The following is a 19,563-nucleotide window of genomic DNA, read 5'->3' as shown; positions in this document are numbered from 1 at the left end:
GGCTAGCGCCTGCGGCGCATGCGCTTCGGCCACTCGGACGCGAGACGGGCCGCGAACGGCGCTCGCAGAACTCGCGCGTGGTGGTCGGGTGAGATTCGGGAGGCACTGCTTCGTGCCCATGCGTCTATCGCGGTGCGGATGCGAGTGTGAGGGAGGTCGCCTTCTCGCCGGTGCCGTATCGGCCGGTGCCGCCGTTCAGTTGCTCGCTCAGCGCGAGCACGGTGGTGACGCGGCCGATTTCCCGGTCGAGGTTGTCGACGGTGCTCACAGAGGTGGCCAGGGGTCCGTCGGAGCGGACGATCGCGAGTGGTCCCGGGTTCTCGGTCGCGCCGGAACGCCCCGCAAGCACGACGCCCGCGCAGCGACCGCGCAGCGCACCCGCGAAGCGCGCGATGTTGTTGCCCTGACTGTTCTCGCCGGACTTGGCGCCGTTGCCGGTGATCACGACCGCCGACTGGGCCGGGCGTACCTGGGTGTCGCCGTAGGCGAGGAAGCCGCCGCCGCGCAGTGTTTCCAGGACGAGGCCGAGTTCCTGTGGGGTGCCGCGGGTTTGCCCGTTGGCCGGATCGAGCAGCACGACCGCGCCGAGCAGGTCGCCGGCCATGCTGCCCTGATCTACTGCGCCGGTGCGCAATTGGATGCCGGCGGGGATGATGTTGGTGACCGCGGTGCGCATCCGGTCGCCCTCGGTGGCGTCGACGAACGCGTCGGTGAGCGAGATCCGGCCGGTGATGGTGGCGCCCGAGGTCTCCAGTGACTTGGTCACGCCCTCGATGTCGGCGGGATCGGCGTCGGGAGTGGTGAACACCGCGACGGTGCGGTCGGCCAGGGTGCCGCCGAGGATGCGTCCCGCGGATCCGGCGATGAAACGGTCGGCCGCGTTCAGCTGATCGGTGAGCTGGCGGTTGTGCTCGGACACCGTGTCGACCTGCTGACGCAGATCCGACTTGTCCGCGCGTAATCCCGATAGCAGATCCGCTGCCAGCGTCTGCGAGCCGAGCACCACGCCGATGGCGAGGGCCAGGAAGATCGCCACGATCGAGACGGCGTGCTGGCGTAACGAAATCATCGTTCTCCCTTGGTCATTTGTCGCCCGCGCCGACCAGGCCCTGCGCCCACAGCGCGAACCGGTCCCAGGTGTCGGCGGCCCAGGCGATGGCGTCGGTGCCGGTGTTGGAGGCGAGCAGCACCACGATCACCGCGATCAGGGCGGCGAGCACCACCAGCGCGATGCCGATGCCGGACACCCGGTTTCGGTACAGCGTGGCGACGGCCTTGGCGTCCATCAGCTTGGTGCCGAGCTTGAGGCGGGTGAGGAAGGTCGCCGGGTTGCTCTCGCGGCGGCTGCGGTCGAAGAAGTCGTCGAGGGTGGCGGCGGCGCCCGCGGTGACGATCAGCGACGCGCCGTGATGATGGGCCAGCAGCAGCGCCAGATCGGCGGGTGCGCCGGAGGACGGGAAGGTGGTCGCGCCGATGCCGAGGTCCTGGATGCGTTCCAGGCCCTTGGCGTGGCCGTCGGTGTCGGCGGGCAGGATCACCTCGGCGCCGCATTTCATGGTGCCGCTGGTGATCTCGTCCGGGTCGCCGACGATGAGGTCGGGACGATAGCCCTGCTTCATCAGGGTGTCCGCGCCGCGGCCGACGCCGACCATGATCGGCACGTACTCCTTGATGAACGGCTTGAGCCGCTTGAGGTCCTCGGCGTGATCGGGGCCGTCGGCTACCACGACCACGTGCCGGTGCTTCATCGATAGTTCCAGCTCCGGCACGCCGATGCCGTCGATCAACAACGCGCTCTCGGTGCGGATGAACTCGATGGTGTTGCCCGCGAACGCCTCCAGATGGTCGGCGAGGCCGTTGCGCGCCTCGATCATCCGTTCGGCGATATCGGAATCGGTCAGCTCGATGCCCTTGACCAGGACCTCGGGCTCCTTCTTGATCACCTTGTCGGCATAGACCACACCCTCGTCGATGCGGACCTTGATGCCGTCCTTGATCTTGCTGAACGCGTCCGAGCTCACCGTGTCCAGCAGCAGGATGTTGTTCGCCACCAGCACTTCCGGGCCCAGATTGGGATAGCGGCCGGAGATCGACGGCGAGGTGTTGATCACCGCGACCACCCCCGCCTCGACCAGCCGGTCGGCGGTGAGCCGATCCAGGTCCATCTCGTCGAGCACGACGACATCCCCCGGCCCCACCCGCTTCAGCAGACGCCGGGTGTTGCGATCCACCCGGGCTATCCCGGAGAGGCCGGGCAGCGTTTCGGTGTTCCTCGACAGCAACGCCAGCATCTTCATGGCCCCGATGCTGCCGGTAAACCCTCAACCTTTGGTGGAGGCGCGCCGTACCACCTACCACATACATCACTGTGACAACAGTGACACGACACACGACACGCGGAAGAACTCGTTGCAGCGAATGTCGGTGTGGTGCCCGTCACATGAGGGCGTTTACTTCGCGCGTCTAACGAGCAGGACCGCTATCGTTTCGTTACCGTCGACCAGCCCCGACGACATCTCGACGTGATGCGACAAAGGACGACAGCGTGATGTGCCTCGAAATAGCCACGAAGACCGGGCTTTTGCGCCGAAGACCAGACATTTCTCCGATATCTCCAGGTTCTGGACATTCCCGGCAAATGCGGTCGACGCGATGAGCCGGCACTGGCCGATCGATACCGGTCGACGATTTGCGGACGATCGAGGCGATTCGGACGATCGTCAGCAACGTTACAGCTACTCTCCCGGGCCTGTCGATTCGTGGTCGTCGTTGGATGAGTCGTGGTCGCCTGAGGAACAGTGGGCGGCCGAGGATCAGTGGGCGCCGGACGATCAGTGGGCGCGGCCTGCGGAGCCGTGGCCGGCGGCGGTGGATCAGCGGGCGCGTTCGGACGTTGGGTGGCCGTCCGCGGATCAACGGTCCCGATCAGGCAATTCGTGGCCGTCGGCGGATGAGCGGGCATGGCGGGACGATTCGTGGCCGTCGGCAGATCAGCGAACTCGGTCACGCGATTCGTGGCCGTCCGAGGATCAGCAGCCGCTGTCCGACGATTCGTGGCAGTCCGCGGAGTGGCAGCCCGAGGATCGCTGGGCGCAGTCGAGTGACGACTGGGTGCGGTCGACCGCTCCGCGACCGTTGGCAGATCAGCGACCGTTGGCAGATCCGCAGCCAACGCCGGTCACCGCGCCGCCGGTTCGACACAAGCGGGGCGGCGGCAGGCATCGCATGCCCGCACCGCCTGCCGCGCTGAAGGGCCGCGCCGCCATCGTCGCGGTTGCCGCGGGTGCGCTCGTCGCCGCGGGCCAGAATCTGATGACCAACACTGACAAGCCGCCGGTGGACACCGTGGCACCGATGGCGCTCGGCCAACCGCAGGCCATGCCCGCGGCACCGGCCGATGCCGAGCCGGGACTGCTCGACGAGGGGCCGGTCGACCTCGGCCAATTCAGCGACATCCTGAGCAACGGCAGCAAGGTCGCCGACGAGATGTCCGCCGAGGCGGCCGCGAAGCTGCGCCCGCTGTTCATGAAGTTCACCACCGGCACCTTCACCTCCGGCTACGGAATGCGCTGGGGCGCACTACATCCCGGCGTCGACATCGCCGCACCCATCGGCACCCCGATCGTCGCGGTGGAAGACGGCACCGTCATCAGCTCGGGACCGGCCGCCGGTTTCGGCATGTGGGTACGTCTGCTCGGCGACGACGGCACCATCACCGTGTACGGCCACATCAACACGTCACTGGTCAACGTCGGCCAGCGAGTAATGGCAGGCGACCAGATCGCCACTGTCGGCAACCGCGGCGAAGCCACCGGCCCACACTGCCACTTCGAGGTTTGGCTCAACGGCACCGACCGCATCGACCCCCTCCCCTGGCTCGCCACCCGCGGCATCGGACTCGGTCCGGAACGCGACTAACGCACGCCCAATCCCGGGCACGTCTAACACGCCTCGACCCTGACCGCGACTGACACGACTAACGCGCGCCCCAGTCGCGAGCACGACCAACGCGGCTCAGTCCTGAACGCGACTGACCCACGCCTCCGTCCCGTGCACGACCAATGCGCCTCGGTCTCTAACACATTCAATGCGGCTCAGTCCCGGCGCGACCGACGCGCTTCGGTCCTGAGCGCGACTGACGAGTTCAGAATTACCATTCCGCTGCACGTCGGCTGCGATAGGCGCGTTGAAGGCAGGGTTGTGAGCAGTATCAGGGCTCTATCTGCTCGAAGCCGGGCTCGTCGCTGGACAATCGATGATGCGTTGACCGAACTGTCTGTGACACCCGTTACACGGACGCACGGCTCTCCAAGGTGATACCTATATGCTGCCCGTCACAGATAACTCGAAGAGGAGACCCCATGGCCAGCACGACTGTCGACGCCGTCATCGCCGCCCCGCGTGATGTGGTGTATCGGCTCTTCGCCGACCGCGAGAGCATCAGCCCGTACCTTCCGATCCAGGTCAAGCTGACGAAGCCGGGTCTGACCGAGCGCGAAGGGGTCGGCGCGCAGCATCTGCTCGGCGTCGGTCCGGTGGGCGTCACCGAGGAGATCACCAAGCTGGTGCCCGGTGAGCGGATGGAATACAAGATCGTCAAGGGTGCCCCGGTGAAGCGGCACGTGGGCGTGGTGACCTTCACCGACGCAGACAACGGCACCCTCGTCTCCTACACGATGGAGTCCGAGCCGAGCCTCCCCGTGCCCGCCAAGGTCCTGGAGTTCGGCCTGAAGAACCTGATCACCCAGTTCATCAAGGCCGCCCAGAAGGCTGTGCGCTAGTCGTACGTCCGCTGCACCAACAGCCCGCACACCTTCTGACCTCCCGCACACCGACTCGCCGCACTAACACGCGTGCGGATGTCAAAAGGTGTGCGGCGAACGCAGACCGGTCGCACCGGACATCTCGGCGCGCAAGCTCCAGCAGTTCCGCTCATCGCGGCGGTACCAGAGGGTGCGCGGCAGCACCAGCCGCACACCTTCTGATCTCCCGCACACAGACTCGCCGCACTAACACGCGTGCGGATGTCAAAAGGTGTGCGGCGAACGCAGAACGGCCCCGCCGAACTTCTCGGAGCAAGCTCCAGCGGTTCCACTCATGACGGCGGCACCAGAGGGTGCGCGGCAGCACCAGCCGCACACCCTCTGATCTCCCGCACACAGACTCGCCGCCTTGACACGCATGCGGATGTCAGAAGGTGTGCGGCTGTGGGGCCAGCTAGACGGTCGCTCCCGACTTCTCGGTGCGGGCGAGGTCCAGGAGTTCCTCGGCGTGGGCGCGGCCGGTCTCGGTGTCGTCCAAACCGGCCAGCATGCGGGCCAATTCGATGACGCGCTCGTCCTTGGTCAGTGCGTGCACGCCGCTGTTGACCTTGCCCTTGCCGTCGTCGGACTTGTCGACCACCAGGTGGGTGTCGGCGAAGGCGGCGACCTGCGGCAGGTGGGTGACCACGATGACCTGGTGGGTGCGGGCGAGGCGGGCCAGCCTGCGGCCGATCTCCACCGCCGCCCGGCCGCCGACGCCCGCGTCGACCTCGTCGAACACCATGGTCGCGCCGTGATCGGAGCTGGCGAGCACCACTTCTAGGGCCAGCATCACCCGGGAGAGCTCACCGCCGGATGCGCTCTTGCTCAACGGAAGTGACTGCGCACCGGAGTGCGCGGACAACCGGAATTCCACCTCGTCGATGCCGGATGACCCGGCGTGCACGTCTTTTCCGTCGATGTTCAGCGGCGCGGAATCCTGCAACCCCGCGGGCATCGGACGAACCTCGACCTCGAGCCGCGCCTTACCCATTGCCAGACCGCCCAATTCGGCACTCACCGCCGACGCGAGCTTGCCCGCCGCCTTCTTGCGCGCGGCACTCAGTTTGCGCGCCGCCTCCCGGACCCGCTCGGCCGCGATATCGACCTCGGCCGCCAACGCCGCCAGGGTTTCCTCGGACACGTCGAGCGAGCCGAGCCTGCTGCGGGCATCGTCGGCCCAGGCGATCACGCCGTCGATATCGGGCGCGTACTTGCGGGTCAGCGACTTGAGTTCGGCCTGCCGGGTGAGCAGCGAGTCGAGAGCGCCGGGATCCGAGGGCAGATCCGACAGGTAACCGCTGAGTTCGGTGGTCAGATCCACCACCACCGCGATGGCCTCGCCGAGCCGGGGCCCGAGCGCGGTCAGCGCGGGATCGTCGGCCGAGTCGATGCGGGCGAGCGCGGCACCGAGCAATTCCAGTGCGCCGGAACCCTCTTCGGGCGAATCGACGGGACCGGCGAGCGCGTCGTGCGCGGTGGTCGCGCCCTCGCGCAGCGAATCGAGATCGCTGAGCCTGCGGACCTCGTCGACGATGCGCACGTCCTCGCCGGGTTCCGGTGCGATGGCGTCGATTTCGGACAGCGAGTGCTGCAGCCGGTCCGCCTCCTGCGCCAATTCCCTGCTGCGCGCGGTGCGTTCGAGCAGTTCGGTGCGAGCGTCCAGCCAGGAGCGGCGCTGCACACCGTATTTGCGCAACAGCGGCCCGACCGTCTCGGCCGCGAACTGGTCCAGCGCGGACAGCTGCTGATCGGGGCGCTGCAACCGCAGCTGATCGTTCTGGCCGTGCACCGTCAGCAGCGACGCGGTGAAATCGGCGAGCACCGAGGCGGGTACGCCGCGCCCACCCAGATGCGCGCGGGAGCGGCCGTCGCTGCCGACCGTGCGGATCGCGATGATGCTGCCGTCGTCATCCTGTTCGGCCGCAGCCGATTCCAGCACCTGCGCCACTTCCGCGCGGGCGGCGTCGTTCACATCATCGACAGTGAACCGACCCTCCACCACCGCGCGGGCGGCACCGAGCCGGACCCGGCCGGCGTCGGCCCGGGCACCGCTCAGCAGGTGCAGGCTGGTGACCACCATGGTCTTGCCCGCGCCGGTCTCGCCGGTGAGAACAGTGAGACCCTCGTGGAATTGCGCAGTGGCCGTGGATATAACGCCAAGGCCATCAATCCTGATCTCTGTCAGCACTTGTGCTCTCCGTCCGCCGTCGGCCACGCCAGCCTGTCACGGGCAATTGGAACTTGCGCACCATCCGGTCCGCGAACGGCGCGGAATCCAGCCGAACCCACTGCACCGGTTGGGCGCCGCGGACCGCCTCCAGCCGACCGCCGCGCGGCAGCTCGAGGGTGCGCCTGCCATCCAGGAAAACTATCGCATCGTGGCCGGTAGCCACGCATTCCACCGCGATCCGCGACGCCGGACTGGTCACCAGCGGCCGCGCGAACAGCGCGTGCGCATTGCTCGGAACCACCAGCAGCGCTTCGAGTTCCGGCCACACCACCGGGCCGCCCGCGGAGAACGCGTACGCGGTGGAACCGGTCGGGGTGGAGATCAGGATGCCGTCGCAGCCGAACGACGACACCGGCCGGCCGTCCACCTCGAGCACCAGCTCCAGCACGCCTGTCCGCGAGGCGTTTTCGATGCTGCCCTCGTTGAGTGCCCAGCCGGTCTGCACCACCTCGTCGTCCACCCGGACGGTGACGTCGATGGTCATCCGCTGTTCGATGCGGTAGTCGCCCCGAACCACGTGGGCCAGTGCGTCGTCCAGATTCTCGGCCTCGGCCTCGGTCAGAAAACCGATGCGGCCCAGGTTGATTCCCAGCACCGGCACACCGGCGGGACGGGCGAGTTCGGCGGCACGCAGGAACGTGCCGTCACCACCGAGCACCAGCACCATCTCGCAGCCGACCGCGGCCTCGGGGCCGTGCTCGACCACCCGCACCGGGTAGCCGCCCGGCCCGGCCTCGAACCGGGTGTCGACTGCCTCGTCGGCGAGTACCCGCAGGCAGATGCCCGCGTCCGCGAAGATCTTCGCCACCCGGTGGGCGGTTTCGATGATCTCCGCCCGGCCCGGGTGCGCCACCAGCAGGATCTCCCGGCCACCGGACCTGGTCGGCGCGTTCACTGTGGACCCTCCTCAACCGCACGCTCGACGAGAGCAGCGACTCGCTCACCGTCGTCCTCCGGCTGCCCGTCCTTGCGCAGCCATACGAAGTATTCGACATTGCCCGACGGGCCCGGCAACGGGCTCGCCACAACGGCCTTGGTGCGCAGGCCGAGCACCGCGGCCGCGGTGGCGACATCGCGAACCGCCTCCGCGCGCAACGCGGGATCACGCACCACGCCACCGGTGCCGACGCGGTCCTTGCCGACCTCGAACTGGGGTTTCACCATCGGCAGCAGGTCGCCGCCCGGTGCGGTGCACGCGGCGAGCGCGGGCAGCACCAGGCCGAGCGAGATGAACGACAGGTCGCCGACCACCAATTCGACTGTACCGCCGATGGTTTCGGTGGTGATGCTGCGCACGTTGGTGCGATCGACGACGCGTACCCGGTCGTCGTTCTGTAACCGCCAGATCAGCTGGCCGTAGCCGACGTCCACCGCGATCACCTCGCGGGCTTCGCGCGAGAGCAGCACGTCGGTGAAACCGCCGGTCGACGCGCCCGCGTCGAGGCAGCGTTTGCCCGCGATGGTGAGTCCGGCGGGCTCGAATGCCTCCAGGGCACCGAGCAGCTTGTGTGCGCCACGGGAGGCCCAGGACACCTCGTCGGGTTGCTCACGGACCAGCAGCGGCGTGCCCGCCTCGACGGCGGTCGCCGGTTTCACGGCGACCGTTCCAGCTATCAGGACGCGACCGGCGCCGATCAGCTCGACCGCGTGTTCCCGCGATCTCGCCAATCCGCGGCGAACCAGTTCGGCGTCCACGCGCGCGCGTCTGGCCACCTCAGATCTTGTCCACCGTGGCCAGTGCCTGCACGAGCACGTCGTGCGCCTGTTCCAGGATGCGGGCGCGGCGGGTGATGTCCGTGCCCGATTCGGCGCCCTCGGCCGCGGTGGGTGAGCCAGGCCAGGTGGTGCGCGTGGCGAGTTCGGTGAGCAGGCCGTCGATCTCGCTGCGGATGCGCTCCGGGTCGGCCGGCTCCGGGCGCCCTGGTGCGCCCGGCAGATGCTGGCCGGGCAGCGGGGCCCCCGGACGGGGGCCGTTCGCGCCGGGCATACCGGGGCCGGTGGGGCGGGGCATGGGAGTAGTCATCGTGGCGTCAACGCTATCGGATTTCCGAACCAGACGCGCGTACCGTCACGGCTCGTCCCGGGTTGCGCCGCAACCGGTCGGCCAGGTCCGCGGCGAGGTCACTCGGGTCGATGTCCGTTTCGGCCGGAATCGGCGGGTAGTTCAGTGCGTCCAGCGAGTCGGCGACGTAGGTGGGGATGAACTCGGCGGACGCGTCTTTCAGCTCGTCGAGGGTGCTGACGCCGGTGAGGACCAGCAGCGATTCGAGGCCGACGGTGTTCGCGCCTTCGATGTCGGTGTCGAGTCGGTCGCCCACCACCAGTGCGCTGCGGGTTCCGGCGCGCACGAGGGCGTCTTCCAGCAGGGGTGCGTAGGGTTTTCCCGCGACGATCGGTTCACGGTCCGATGCGGTGCGCAGGGCCGCAACCATCGAGCCGTTGCCCGGGGCGAGGCCGCGTTCGTTCGGCAGGGTCTTGTCGGTGTTGGCGGCGACCCACAGTGCGTCCGCGCGGATGGCGTATGCGGCTTCGGCGAGGTCGGCCCAGCAGGTCTGTGGTGAATGTCCTTGTACGACAGCGGCGGGCGGGGTGTCGTCGAAGCGGCGGATCGGGTGCAAGCCCACCGCGGTCACCTCGGCGGCCAGGTCGTCGGTGCCGACGACCAGTACTTCCGCGCCCGGCTCCAGTCGTTCGGCCAGCAGGCGCGCGGCCGCCTGCGCGCTCGTCACCACCTCATCGGTGGTCGCGCGGAAGCCGAGTTCGGTGAGGTGTGCGGCGACCGTCTCCGGTGACCTGCTGGCGTTGTTGGTGACGTACATGAGCCGCTGCGCGGACCCGTCGTCAGCCAATGCCGCCGGCGCACCCTCGATCACCACGGGCCCGCGATACAGGGTGCCGTCCAGATCCAGCAACAAGGCTTCGTAGCCATCTCGTAGCCGCTTCACACCACTCTCCGTGTCGATCGGCACCGTGCCGAACTTTGCATCCACCGCGCCACTTTGCATTCACCGCGCCGAGGCGTTGCCCTCGGCCGGTCCGAGACATCCGAACACTACGCCAGCAGTCCGACATGAAACGCATGGCACCGACGCCATGCACGGGCTCACATGCGCCGCGGCGGGCGACATCTGGTGGTCCACCACAGTCCAGGGTGGCTCACAACGACGAGCGGGACATGACTGCGGCTCCTCTCACGATTCGCCGTCGTCATGTCCCGCTCGGTGTACCTCATTCGTACCGCTCACGGCCTATATATGCCAACCGCCACAACTGATTTCGCTGACATATGGGTAACTCGCCGGGTACCGGCTAATCCCACCACCACGAAACCGGCAGCCGCCAACGCAAGCCTCCCCGCCCATCAGCCTGGCCTGAATACCCGGAGAGGCGGGACAGCTAGCCCGTTACGCAGTTGCCTTGGCCGTCGGCCTTACCTGCCTTGGGCGACATGATGCCGGGGATGGAGCAGTCCGCGTCCTTCGGCATCGGGACGAACTGCACGACGTCCTCACCGGCCCGGTGGCAGGTCGCCTTGGCGGACACGCCGCCCGGCAGGTTGATGCTCTCGGTGTATTCGAAACCCGCGTCGGCGCAAGCCTGCTTGGCCAGCTCCCCGTAGTTGGACGGCTCGGCATTGGCCGAAACGGCGCCCATCGCGGTCAACGCCGCGGCGGCCAAGCCGACGAATACAGTGGCCCGAAAACTACTCATCCTGCATCTCCTTGAAATCAGACAGTCCCGTGACGTATCGCCGACCCGCATCGCGTCGCCGGGCACACCAACCGAAGTCGGCACACCCGTGGCGATTTCGCGCCACGAGAACACTACGTGGTCACCCCCAGGCTAGTTGCGCATTCCGCAGAAGAGTTCAACGGGCACAACGAATCCCGGTGAGTGGCCGGCAATTCAGAAAACTGGTCAGCATGCTTTTAGGGGCTTGACGGACTTCACACAGGTAGTTGTGGCTGCAAATAGCGGTTGTTCAGCTGACGGGTATGCGTCGAACGGCGCTGATATGCGAAGTCGCCTAGTGGTTATGGCGATGTACGGCGTTAGTGGTACCGCGCGAAGGTGGCGCGTCAAGGCCGGTGGAGATGATGCTCGAGCCCGCGGATCTAGTGTCTTGCAACTCATCCGCAACGGCGGTGGACATCTCATACACGTGCGCAAACTGAATGAAACGTGCCGTGCGAAACGGACGACCGGCCTGCAAGTCACGGCAACCCGGGGGTCGGCAATGCATTTCATGCCGTCTGTTTCGCCCAGGTCATCAGCGGGTTGAACGCGCTAGGAGGTTGGCGCCGCCAGTTAGTTCCTATGGGCCGATTTCGCCATGGAGGACCGCCGAGCAGCATGCTGTCTAACCCCGTCGACACATAGGCGACCCACCAACCAGGCTCGCCCAGGTCATCGGCAGGCTGGGCTGCGCCAGGAGGTCGGTCGCGCCAGTTAGTTCGACGGCGTCGAATTCGCCATCAAGGTCCGCCTAGCAAGCCGATCATCCGTCGACCACATAGGCCGCTCACCAGTCAGGCTCAGCCATGTCCCACTCGACAACCCCACCAGTGCGGTGCAGTCGCCGACAGGGACATGGCGGCGGTGACACGCCGCGGCGGCCGCCGCTATGTCCCGTTCGATGATTCGAGTCGGGTTAGAGCTCGAGGTCGTCGGCGGGTTGAGGGCCGCCGGTTAGTTCTTCGGCGCGCTCTTCTGCGTCGGTTTCGCCGTCGAGGTCGGCGGAGGCCGCGTTGAGGAACCAGGTCAGGCCCTCGTCGGTGCGGCCCGCGGCGACCAGGGCGTCGGCGTAGGCGTAGAAGAGACGGGCGGCGGCGGAGCCGGTGCGGGAGGGGTCCAGCTCGGAGGTTTGCAGGGTTACGACGGCTTGGTCGTATTCGCCGAGGTCCATTCGGGCGCCAGCCACGACGATGCGCAGTTCGGTGGCTTCGTCGCCGGTCAGGGCGCGGGCCTCGTCGCTGCGGCCGAGTTCGATGGCGCGTTCGGGGCGGCCGAGGCCGCGCTCACAGTCGGCCATCACGGCGAGCAGGCCGGAGCCGCCGGACATGCGGCGGGCAGTGCGCAACTCGGAGAGGGCTTCGGCCCATTCACCCGCGTGATAGGCGGTGACGCCTGCGGTTTCGCGGACCACCGCGATGCGGCCCGCACGTTGCCGGGCGGCACGAGCGTGCGCGAGGGCGAGGCGCGGGTCGTCGTCGATCAGTTTGGCTGCCATCACAAGGTGACGGGCCACGGCTTCCGCGTTGGACTTGTCCAGGCTCAGCAGGTCGCGACGGACCGCGGGTTCCAGATCGGAGGGCTGCACGTCATCGGGAAGATCGGGTTCTTCGGGACGCGGCGGACGCCGATCCTGCGACCGATCGCCACCCGCATTGCTGCGGGCGCCTTCGCCACCACGACGCCGATCGTCAGGTCCGTTGCCCCGCGAATCATTGCCGCGATCGAACCCACCACGGCCGCCGGAATCGCCGCCACGCTTGAAGCCGCCGCGATCACCGGATCCACCACTGCGGTTGAAACCGCCACGATCACCCGAGGAACGCTGGCCGCCGGAGTCGCCACCACGATTGAATCCACCGCGGTCGCTCGAACCACCGCTGCGGTTAAAGCCGCCACGATCGCCCGAATCGCTCCCGCGATTGAAACCGCCACGGTCACTGGAACTTCCACGGCTGGAGTCACCACGCCCGGTCGAGTCACCACTGCGATTGAACCCACCGCGATCGCCTGCACCACCGTCACGGCTAGAGCCGCTGCGATCGCCAGAACCGCCGCTACGGTTGAAGCCTCCACGGCCGCCTGAGTCGCCACTGCGGTTGAAACCACCGCGGTCGCCTGAGGCACTGTCGCGGCTAGAACTACCGCGATCGCTGGAACCGCCGCTACGGTTGAACCCACTACGGCTGTCCGAATCGCCACCACGGTTGAACCCGCCACGGTCGCTGGAGCCGCTACTGCGGTTAAAGCCACCGCGATCGCCCGAATCACTGCCGCGGTTGAAACCGCCACGGTCGCTAGAACTTCCACGGCTGGAGTCACTGCGTCCGGTCGAGTCGCCGCTACGTTTGAAACCACCGCGATCGCCGGGGGCGCTGTCACGGCTAGAGCTGCCGCGCTCGCTGGAGTCGCCGCCGCGGCTACCGGAATCACTGCCGCGGTTGAAGCCGCCGCGTTCACCCGAGCCACCAGTGCGATTGAAGCCGCCGCGGTCGCTGGAACCACTGCTGCGGTTGAAGCCGCCGCGGTTGTCCGAGTCGCCGCCACGGTTGGAGTTGCCTGAGGCACCGGCGTCGCCGCGGCGATTGAAGCCGCCGGAATCGCCACGATTGTTGGAGCCGCCGCGGTCGCCTGCGCCGCCGCGCGAGGTCGAATCGCTGCCGCGGTTGAAGCCGCCTCGTTCGCCGGAGCTCTCGCGGCGCTGGTACCCACCGCGGTCGCTCGAGCCGGACCGGTCGTCTGAATTGCCGCGCTGGGCTGAGTCACCGCGCTGGCTGAATCCACTGCGTCCACCGGAATCACCGCGGCGGTCTGATGCGCTGCGGTCGCTGGAGTCGTTGCTTCGTTTGAATCCGCCGCGCTGGCCGCTTTCGCGGTCGGGGCGGTTCTTGGTGGCGTCGCCGTCGGCCCCACCGCTGCCCTGAGCTGGGCGATCGGATCCCTCGCCGCGCGGGGAGGACTTCCGGTCGTCGTTCTGTTCCGACACGGTGATCCCTTTCTGAGGTCCGCAAGAGTGGTAGGGGCCCCACGAATTCAATCACGTGTCTTGGTGGGGGCCTGACACGGCAACGTCGTTTCGGCACCACAAGGTGCTGAAACGACGATAGGGGACCCAGAATCTGGGTCCCCTATCGCGAAGGATGTTCCGGCGGTGTCCTACTCTCCCACACCCTGTCGAGTGCAGTACCATCGGCGCTGGCAGGCTTAGCTTCCGGGTTCGGAATGGGACCGGGCGTTTCCCTGCCGCTATGGCCGCCGTAACTCTATGAAACTGTCACACTCCGTGCCCCAGGTTCACCAGGGAGGAATCTTCAGGGGCCTGCGGCCCCTGAAACCCCACCAGCGAGACAGAACCTCCAGGAAGTAAACCCTGAAATCCTGCCAATCCGGTAAGTGTTCAAAGGCGCAAGCCTCTGAAACTCTCACTCCGAACCCGTGAACACGGATCGTGTGTTGTTTCAGATACTGCACAGTGGACGCGTAGCTTCTTTGTTGGTAAGTCCTCGGCCGATTAGTACCAGTCACCTACACCCGTTACCGAGCTTCCAGTTCTGGCCTATCAACCCCATGGTCTGTGGGGGGCCTTAACCACTCAAAGGTGGTGAGAAACCTCATCTTGGAACAGGCTTCCCGCTTAGATGCTTTCAGCGGTTATCCCTTCCGAACGTAGCTAACCAGCAGTGCTCCTGGCGGAACAACTGGCACACCAGAGGTTCGTCCGTCCCGGTCCTCTCGTACTAGGGACAGCCTTCCTCAAGTTTCTGACGCGCGCGGCGGATAGAGACCGAACTGTCTCACGACGTTCTAAACCCAGCTCGCGTGCCGCTTTAATGGGCGAACAGCCCAACCCTTGGGACCTACTCCAGCCCCAGGATGCGACGAGCCGACATCGAGGTGCCAAACCATCCCGTCGATATGGACTCTTGGGGAAGATCAGCCTGTTATCCCCGGGGTACCTTTTATCCGTTGAGCGACACCGCTTCCACTTGCCGGTGCCGGATCACTAGTCCCGACTTTCGTCCCTGCTCGAGCTGTCGCTCTCACAGTCAAGCTCCCTTGTGCACTTGCACTCAACACCTGATTGCCAACCAGGCTGAGGGAACCTTTGGGCGCCTCCGTTACATTTTAGGAGGCAACCGCCCCAGTTAAACTACCCACCAGGCACTGTCCCTGAACCAGATCATGGTCCGAGGTTAGAAGTCCAATACGATCAGAGTGGTATTTCAACGATGACTCCACAAACACTGGCGTGCCCGCTTCACAGTCTCCCACCTATCCTACACAAACCGTACCGAACACCAATACCAAGCTATAGTGAAGGTCCCGGGGTCTTTTCGTCCTGCCGCGCGTAACGAGCATCTTTACTCGTAATGCAATTTCGCCGAGTCTGTGGTTGAGACAGCTGAGAAGTCGTTACGCCATTCGTGCAGGTCGGAACTTACCCGACAAGGAATTTCGCTACCTTAGGATGGTTATAGTTACCACCGCCGTTTACCGGGGCTTAAATTCTCAGCTTCGCGCCGAAGCGCTAACCGGTCCTCTTAACCTTCCGGCACCGGGCAGGCGTCAGTCCGTATACATCGTCTTACGACTTCGCACGGACCTGTGTTTTTAGTAAACAGTCGCTTCTCACTGGTCTCTGCGACCTCGCCCAGCTCAGGAAGTAAATTCCGTCACCAAACCAGGTCCCCCTTCTCCCGAAGTTACGGGGGCATTTTGCCGAGTTCCTTAACCACAGTTCTCTCGATCGCCTTAGTATTCTCTACCTGACCACCTGTGTCGGTTTGGGGTACGGGCCGTGTACCAACTCACTAGAGGCTTTTCTCGGCAGCATAGGATCACTGAATTCGCCTCAATCGGCTACGCATCACCTCTCAGGCTACATGCGGTGCGGATTTGCCTACACCACGCCCTACAGGCTTACACCAGTACAACCACTGACTGGCCCAGCTACCTTCCTGCGTCACCCCATCGCTTGACTACTACCAGCCAGGGTCATGTGCATCCCTCCACTCGAGACCCGAAGGTCTTCTCGGAAGTTCAGGACACTTAGCACAACTGATTCATCATGGGCGCGGATACACGGGTACGGGAATATCAACCCGTTGTCCATCGACTACGCCTGTCGGCCTCGCCTTAGGTCCCGACTCACCCTGGGCGGATTAACCTGGCCCAGGAACCCTTGGTCATTCGGCGGACGAGTTTCTCACTCGTCTTTCGCTACTCATGCCTGCATTCTCACTCCCATAGCCTCCACAACTAGGTCACCCTGCTGCTTCCATGGCTATAGGACGCTCCCCTACCCATCCACACCGCTGCACACACCCCCGTAAGGATGTGCGGACGTATTGTGTGAATGCCGCGGCTTCGGCGGTGTACTTGAGCCCCGCTACATTGTCGGCGCAAAATCACTTGACCAGTGAGCTATTACGCACTCTTTCAAGGGTGGCTGCTTCTAAGCCAACCTCCTGGTTGTCTTCGCGACTTCACATCCTTTTCCACTTAGTACACGCTTAGGGGCCTTAGCCGGCGATCTGGGCTGTTTCCCTCTCGACTACGAAGCTTATCCCCCGCAGTCTCACTGCCACGCTCTCACACACCGGCATTCGGAGTTTGGCTGATTTCGGTAAGCTTGTAGGCCCCCTAGACCATCCAGTAGCTCTACCTCCGGCGTGAAACACGTGACGCTGCACCTAAATGCATTTCGGGGAGAACCAGCTATCACGGAGTTTGATTGGCCTTTCACCCCTACCCACAGCTCATCCCCTCAGTTTTCAACCTAAGTGGGTTCGGGCCTCCACGACGTCTTACCGTCGCTTCACCCTGGCCATGGGTAGATCACTCCGCTTCGGGTCTAGAACATGCGACTCTGGTCGCCCTATTCGGACTCGCTTTCGCTACGGCTACCCCACACGGGTTAACCTCGCCACATGCCACTAACTCGCAGGCTCATTCTTCAAAAGGCACGCCATCACCCACAGCCGACCAAACGACTCGCAGGCTTTGACGGATTGTAAGCGCACGGTTTCAGGTACTATTTCACTCCCCTCCCGGGGTACTTTTCACCTTTCCCTCACGGTACTAGTCCGCTATCGGTCACCAGGGAGTATTCAGGCTTACCGGGTGGTCCCGGCAGATTCACAGCAGATTTCACGGGCCCGCTGCTACTCGGGTACTCACTACAAGAGCCGCTGAGTTTTCGTCTACGGGATTCTCACCCTCTACGACAGGCCGTTCCAGACCACTTCGACTAACACAACGGTTTCTGACTCTCGCCAGGCTCGGCAGAACCTGGAAAGTGAGCCCCACTACCCCGTCTAGACAACCCCTGCCGGGTATCACATCTAAACGGTTTAGCCTCTTCCGCTTTCGCTCGCCACTACTCACGGAATCACTATTGTTTTCTCTTCCTGTGGGTACTGAGATGTTTCACTTCCCCACGTTCCCTCCACACACCCTATATATTCAGATGCGGGTAACACGACATCACTCGTGCTGGGTTTCCCCATTCGGAAATCCTCGGATCTCAGCTCGGTTGACAGCTCCCCGAGGCTTATCGCAGCCTCCTACGTCCTTCATCGGCTCCTGGTGCCAAGGCATCCACCGTACGCTCTTAAACACTTACTAACAAAGATGCTCGCGTCCACTGTGCAGTTCTCAAACAACACACAAAACCGAGCTTCGATCACCACCATGCCCACCAACCCCTCTCCGAAGAGAGAAGCCGATGCGGTCTGCGTGACCACTCGGTCTTGTCGTTATCTTCGCCTAGAGAGTCACTTGCGTGTTCTCTCAGGACCCAACAGTGTGTCGATATATCCCCCACGGGGCCAGTCACTGAGGACCGGCCACTATGTGAGAAAGCTTGTCAGCGTTCCACCCATGAGCGTCCGCAGTCCCACGAATGGGGACACAAACGGTCTCTGCCACAACCACATTCACCTACGTGAAGCGTCGTGGAGATGTGCTCCTTAGAAAGGAGGTGATCCAGCCGCACCTTCCGGTACGGCTACCTTGTTACGACTTCGTCCCAATCGCCAATCCCACCTTCGACGGCTCCCTCCCACAAGGGGTTAGGCCACCGGCTTCGGGTGTTACCGACTTTCATGACGTGACGGGCGGTGTGTACAAGGCCCGGGAACGTATTCACCGCAGCGTTGCTGATCTGCGATTACTAGCGACTCCAACTTCACGGGGTCGAGTTGCAGACCCCGATCCGAACTGAGACCAGCTTTAAGGGATTCGCTCCACCTCGCGGTCTCGCAGCCCTCTGTACTGGCCATTGTAGCATGTGTGAAGCCCTGGACATAAGGGGCATGATGACTTGACGTCGTCCCCACCTTCCTCCGAGTTGACCCCGGCAGTCTCTCACGAGTCCCCGCCATTACGCGCTGGCAACATAAGATAAGGGTTGCGCTCGTTGCGGGACTTAACCCAACATCTCACGACACGAGCTGACGACAGCCATGCACCACCTGTACACCGACCACAAGGGGGCCTACATCTCTGCAGGTTTCCGGTGTATGTCAAACCCAGGTAAGGTTCTTCGCGTTGCATCGAATTAATCCACATGCTCCGCCGCTTGTGCGGGCCCCCGTCAATTTCTTTGAGTTTTAGCCTTGCGGCCGTACTCCCCAGGCGGGGTACTTAATGCGTTAGCTACGGCACGGATCCCGTGGAAGGAAACCCACACCTAGTACCCACCGTTTACGGCATGGACTACCAGGGTATCTAATCCTGTTTGCTACCCATGCTTTCGCTTCTCAGCGTCAGTTACTTCCCAGAGACCCGCCTTCGCCACCGGTGTTCCTCCTGATATCTGCGCATTTCACCGCTACACCAGGAATTCCAGTCTCCCCTGAAGTACTCTAGTCTGCCCGTATCGCCTGCAAGCTTAAGGTTGAGCCCCAAGTTTTCACAGAAGACGCGACAGACCGCCTACAAGCTCTTTACGCCCAGTAATTCCGGACAACGCTCGCACCCTACGTATTACCGCGGCTGCTGGCACGTAGTTGGCCGGTGCTTCTTCTACAGGTACCGTCACTTGCGCTTCGTCCCTGTCGAAAGGAGTTTACAACCCGAAGGCCGTCATCCTCCACGCGGCGTCGCTGCATCAGGCTTTCGCCCATTGTGCAATATTCCCCACTGCTGCCTCCCGTAGGAGTCTGGGCCGTGTCTCAGTCCCAGTGTGGCCGGTCACCCTCTCAGGTCGGCTACCCGTCGTCGCCTTGGTGAGCCGTTACCTCACCAACAAGCTGATAGGCCGCGGGCCCATCTCGCACCGATAAATCTTTCCACCAACCAGCATGCACTGGAAGGTCATATCCGGTATTAGACCCAGTTTCCCAGGCTTATCCCGAAGTGCGAGGCAGATCACCCACGTGTTACTCACCCGTTCGCCGCTCGTGTACCCGAAGGCCTTACCGCTCGACTTGCATGTGTTAAGCACGCCGCCAGCGTTCGTCCTGAGCCAGAATCAAACTCTCCGTTGAAGACTCTTGACTTACCCCGAAGGGCTAATCAGAAGAATAACTAGAGTCCGAAAACCTAGCAAAACAAAACGCCAGCAAAAAGATTTGCTGACTAAATGTCCGACCTCGTCAACCGGGGGGTATGAGAGGCCGGAACCAATTAAATAATTGGCACTGACATTCATCGACACACTATTGAGTTCTCAAAGAACACACGCACACACTTCATCCCCGGTGTTAACCGGTTCGTCCGTGAGGCAACTGTTCCAGCCTAAACGGCTTCTCCCGCAGAGTCAAGTCCGCGTGATCACCTTAGACGTCTTAC

General features: G+C 64.2%; 10 protein-coding genes, 3 rRNA genes and 1 pseudogene. 2 read left to right on the top strand and 12 right to left on the bottom strand.

The features are described from left to right. Positions 1-124 precede the first annotated feature (124 nt). Positions 125-1,069 carry a copper transporter gene (locus ACQPW1_RS17595; RefSeq protein WP_433663757.1) on the bottom strand — a complete coding sequence of 315 codons (945 nt, stop codon included), beginning with the start codon at positions 1,067-1,069 and terminating at the stop codon, positions 125-127. 13 nt (positions 1,070-1,082) lie between these two features. Continuing rightward, positions 1,083-2,297: a putative cytokinetic ring protein SteA gene (gene steA, locus ACQPW1_RS17590; RefSeq protein ID WP_433663756.1), complete on the bottom strand. Its 1,215-nt coding sequence runs from the start codon at positions 2,295-2,297 to the stop codon at positions 1,083-1,085. Positions 2,298-3,111: 814 nt separating this feature from the next. Between steA and ACQPW1_RS17585 the strand changes: the two genes are divergently transcribed. Next, on the top strand, positions 3,112-3,918 hold the full coding sequence (locus ACQPW1_RS17585; RefSeq protein ID WP_433665272.1) for a M23 family metallopeptidase: 807 nt from the start codon (positions 3,112-3,114) through the stop codon (positions 3,916-3,918). 443 nt (positions 3,919-4,361) lie between these two features. Continuing rightward, positions 4,362-4,781 carry an SRPBCC family protein gene (locus ACQPW1_RS17580; RefSeq protein WP_357389908.1) on the top strand — a complete coding sequence of 140 codons (420 nt, stop codon included), beginning with the start codon at positions 4,362-4,364 and terminating at the stop codon, positions 4,779-4,781. Between the two features lie 436 nt (positions 4,782-5,217). Here the strand turns inward: ACQPW1_RS17580 and recN are convergent, their stop codons facing one another. The 10 genes and pseudogenes from recN to ACQPW1_RS17530 all read right to left on the bottom strand — a co-directional run bounded on the left by recN (position 5,218) and on the right by ACQPW1_RS17530 (position 19,259). Next, positions 5,218-6,993 (bottom strand): DNA repair protein RecN, encoded by a 1,776-nt coding sequence (gene recN / locus ACQPW1_RS17575; RefSeq protein ID WP_433663755.1) that lies wholly within the window; start codon positions 6,991-6,993, stop codon positions 5,218-5,220. Continuing rightward, entirely contained in the window at positions 6,971-7,930 is a 960-nt protein-coding gene (locus ACQPW1_RS17570; protein WP_433663754.1) for an NAD kinase, read from the bottom strand. Before ACQPW1_RS17570 ends, recN begins: the two co-directional genes overlap by 23 nt. After that, a complete protein-coding gene (locus tag ACQPW1_RS17565; RefSeq protein WP_433663753.1) occupies positions 7,927-8,748 on the bottom strand; it encodes a TlyA family RNA methyltransferase in 822 nt (273 codons plus the stop codon). Before ACQPW1_RS17565 ends, ACQPW1_RS17570 begins: the two co-directional genes overlap by 4 nt. A gap of 1 nt (position 8,749) precedes the next feature. Next, positions 8,750-9,058 carry a hypothetical protein gene (locus ACQPW1_RS17560; RefSeq protein ID WP_433663752.1) on the bottom strand — a complete coding sequence of 103 codons (309 nt, stop codon included), beginning with the start codon at positions 9,056-9,058 and terminating at the stop codon, positions 8,750-8,752. 13 nt (positions 9,059-9,071) lie between these two features. Then, complete coding sequence (locus ACQPW1_RS17555) at positions 9,072-9,980, bottom strand: HAD-IIA family hydrolase (protein WP_433665271.1); 909 nt, start codon at positions 9,978-9,980, stop codon at positions 9,072-9,074. Between the two features lie 451 nt (positions 9,981-10,431). Further along, positions 10,432-10,746, bottom strand: coding sequence for a hypothetical protein (locus ACQPW1_RS17550; protein ID WP_433663751.1), 315 nt, complete (start codon positions 10,744-10,746; stop codon positions 10,432-10,434). Positions 10,747-11,686: 940 nt separating this feature from the next. Continuing rightward, a pseudogene (locus ACQPW1_RS17545) lies at positions 11,687-12,682 on the bottom strand (hypothetical protein); the annotation flags it as partial. A 1,228-nt stretch (positions 12,683-13,910) separates the two neighbouring features. Continuing rightward, a 5S ribosomal RNA gene (gene rrf / locus ACQPW1_RS17540) occupies positions 13,911-14,027 on the bottom strand. Positions 14,028-14,258: 231 nt separating this feature from the next. Continuing rightward, positions 14,259-17,394, bottom strand: a 23S ribosomal RNA gene (locus ACQPW1_RS17535). Between the two features lie 348 nt (positions 17,395-17,742). Continuing rightward, positions 17,743-19,259 (bottom strand): 16S ribosomal RNA (locus tag ACQPW1_RS17530). The 16S, 23S and 5S rRNA genes sit together here, the layout of an rRNA operon. Positions 19,260-19,563 lie beyond the last annotated feature (304 nt).

Origin of the sequence: Nocardia sp. CA-128927 (assembly GCF_050955855.1) — a bacterium.
Lineage (GTDB): Bacteria > Actinomycetota > Actinomycetes > Mycobacteriales > Mycobacteriaceae > Nocardia.
The sequence above is the reverse complement of the archived record's forward strand: the minus strand, read 5'-3'. Positions and strand labels throughout refer to the sequence as shown.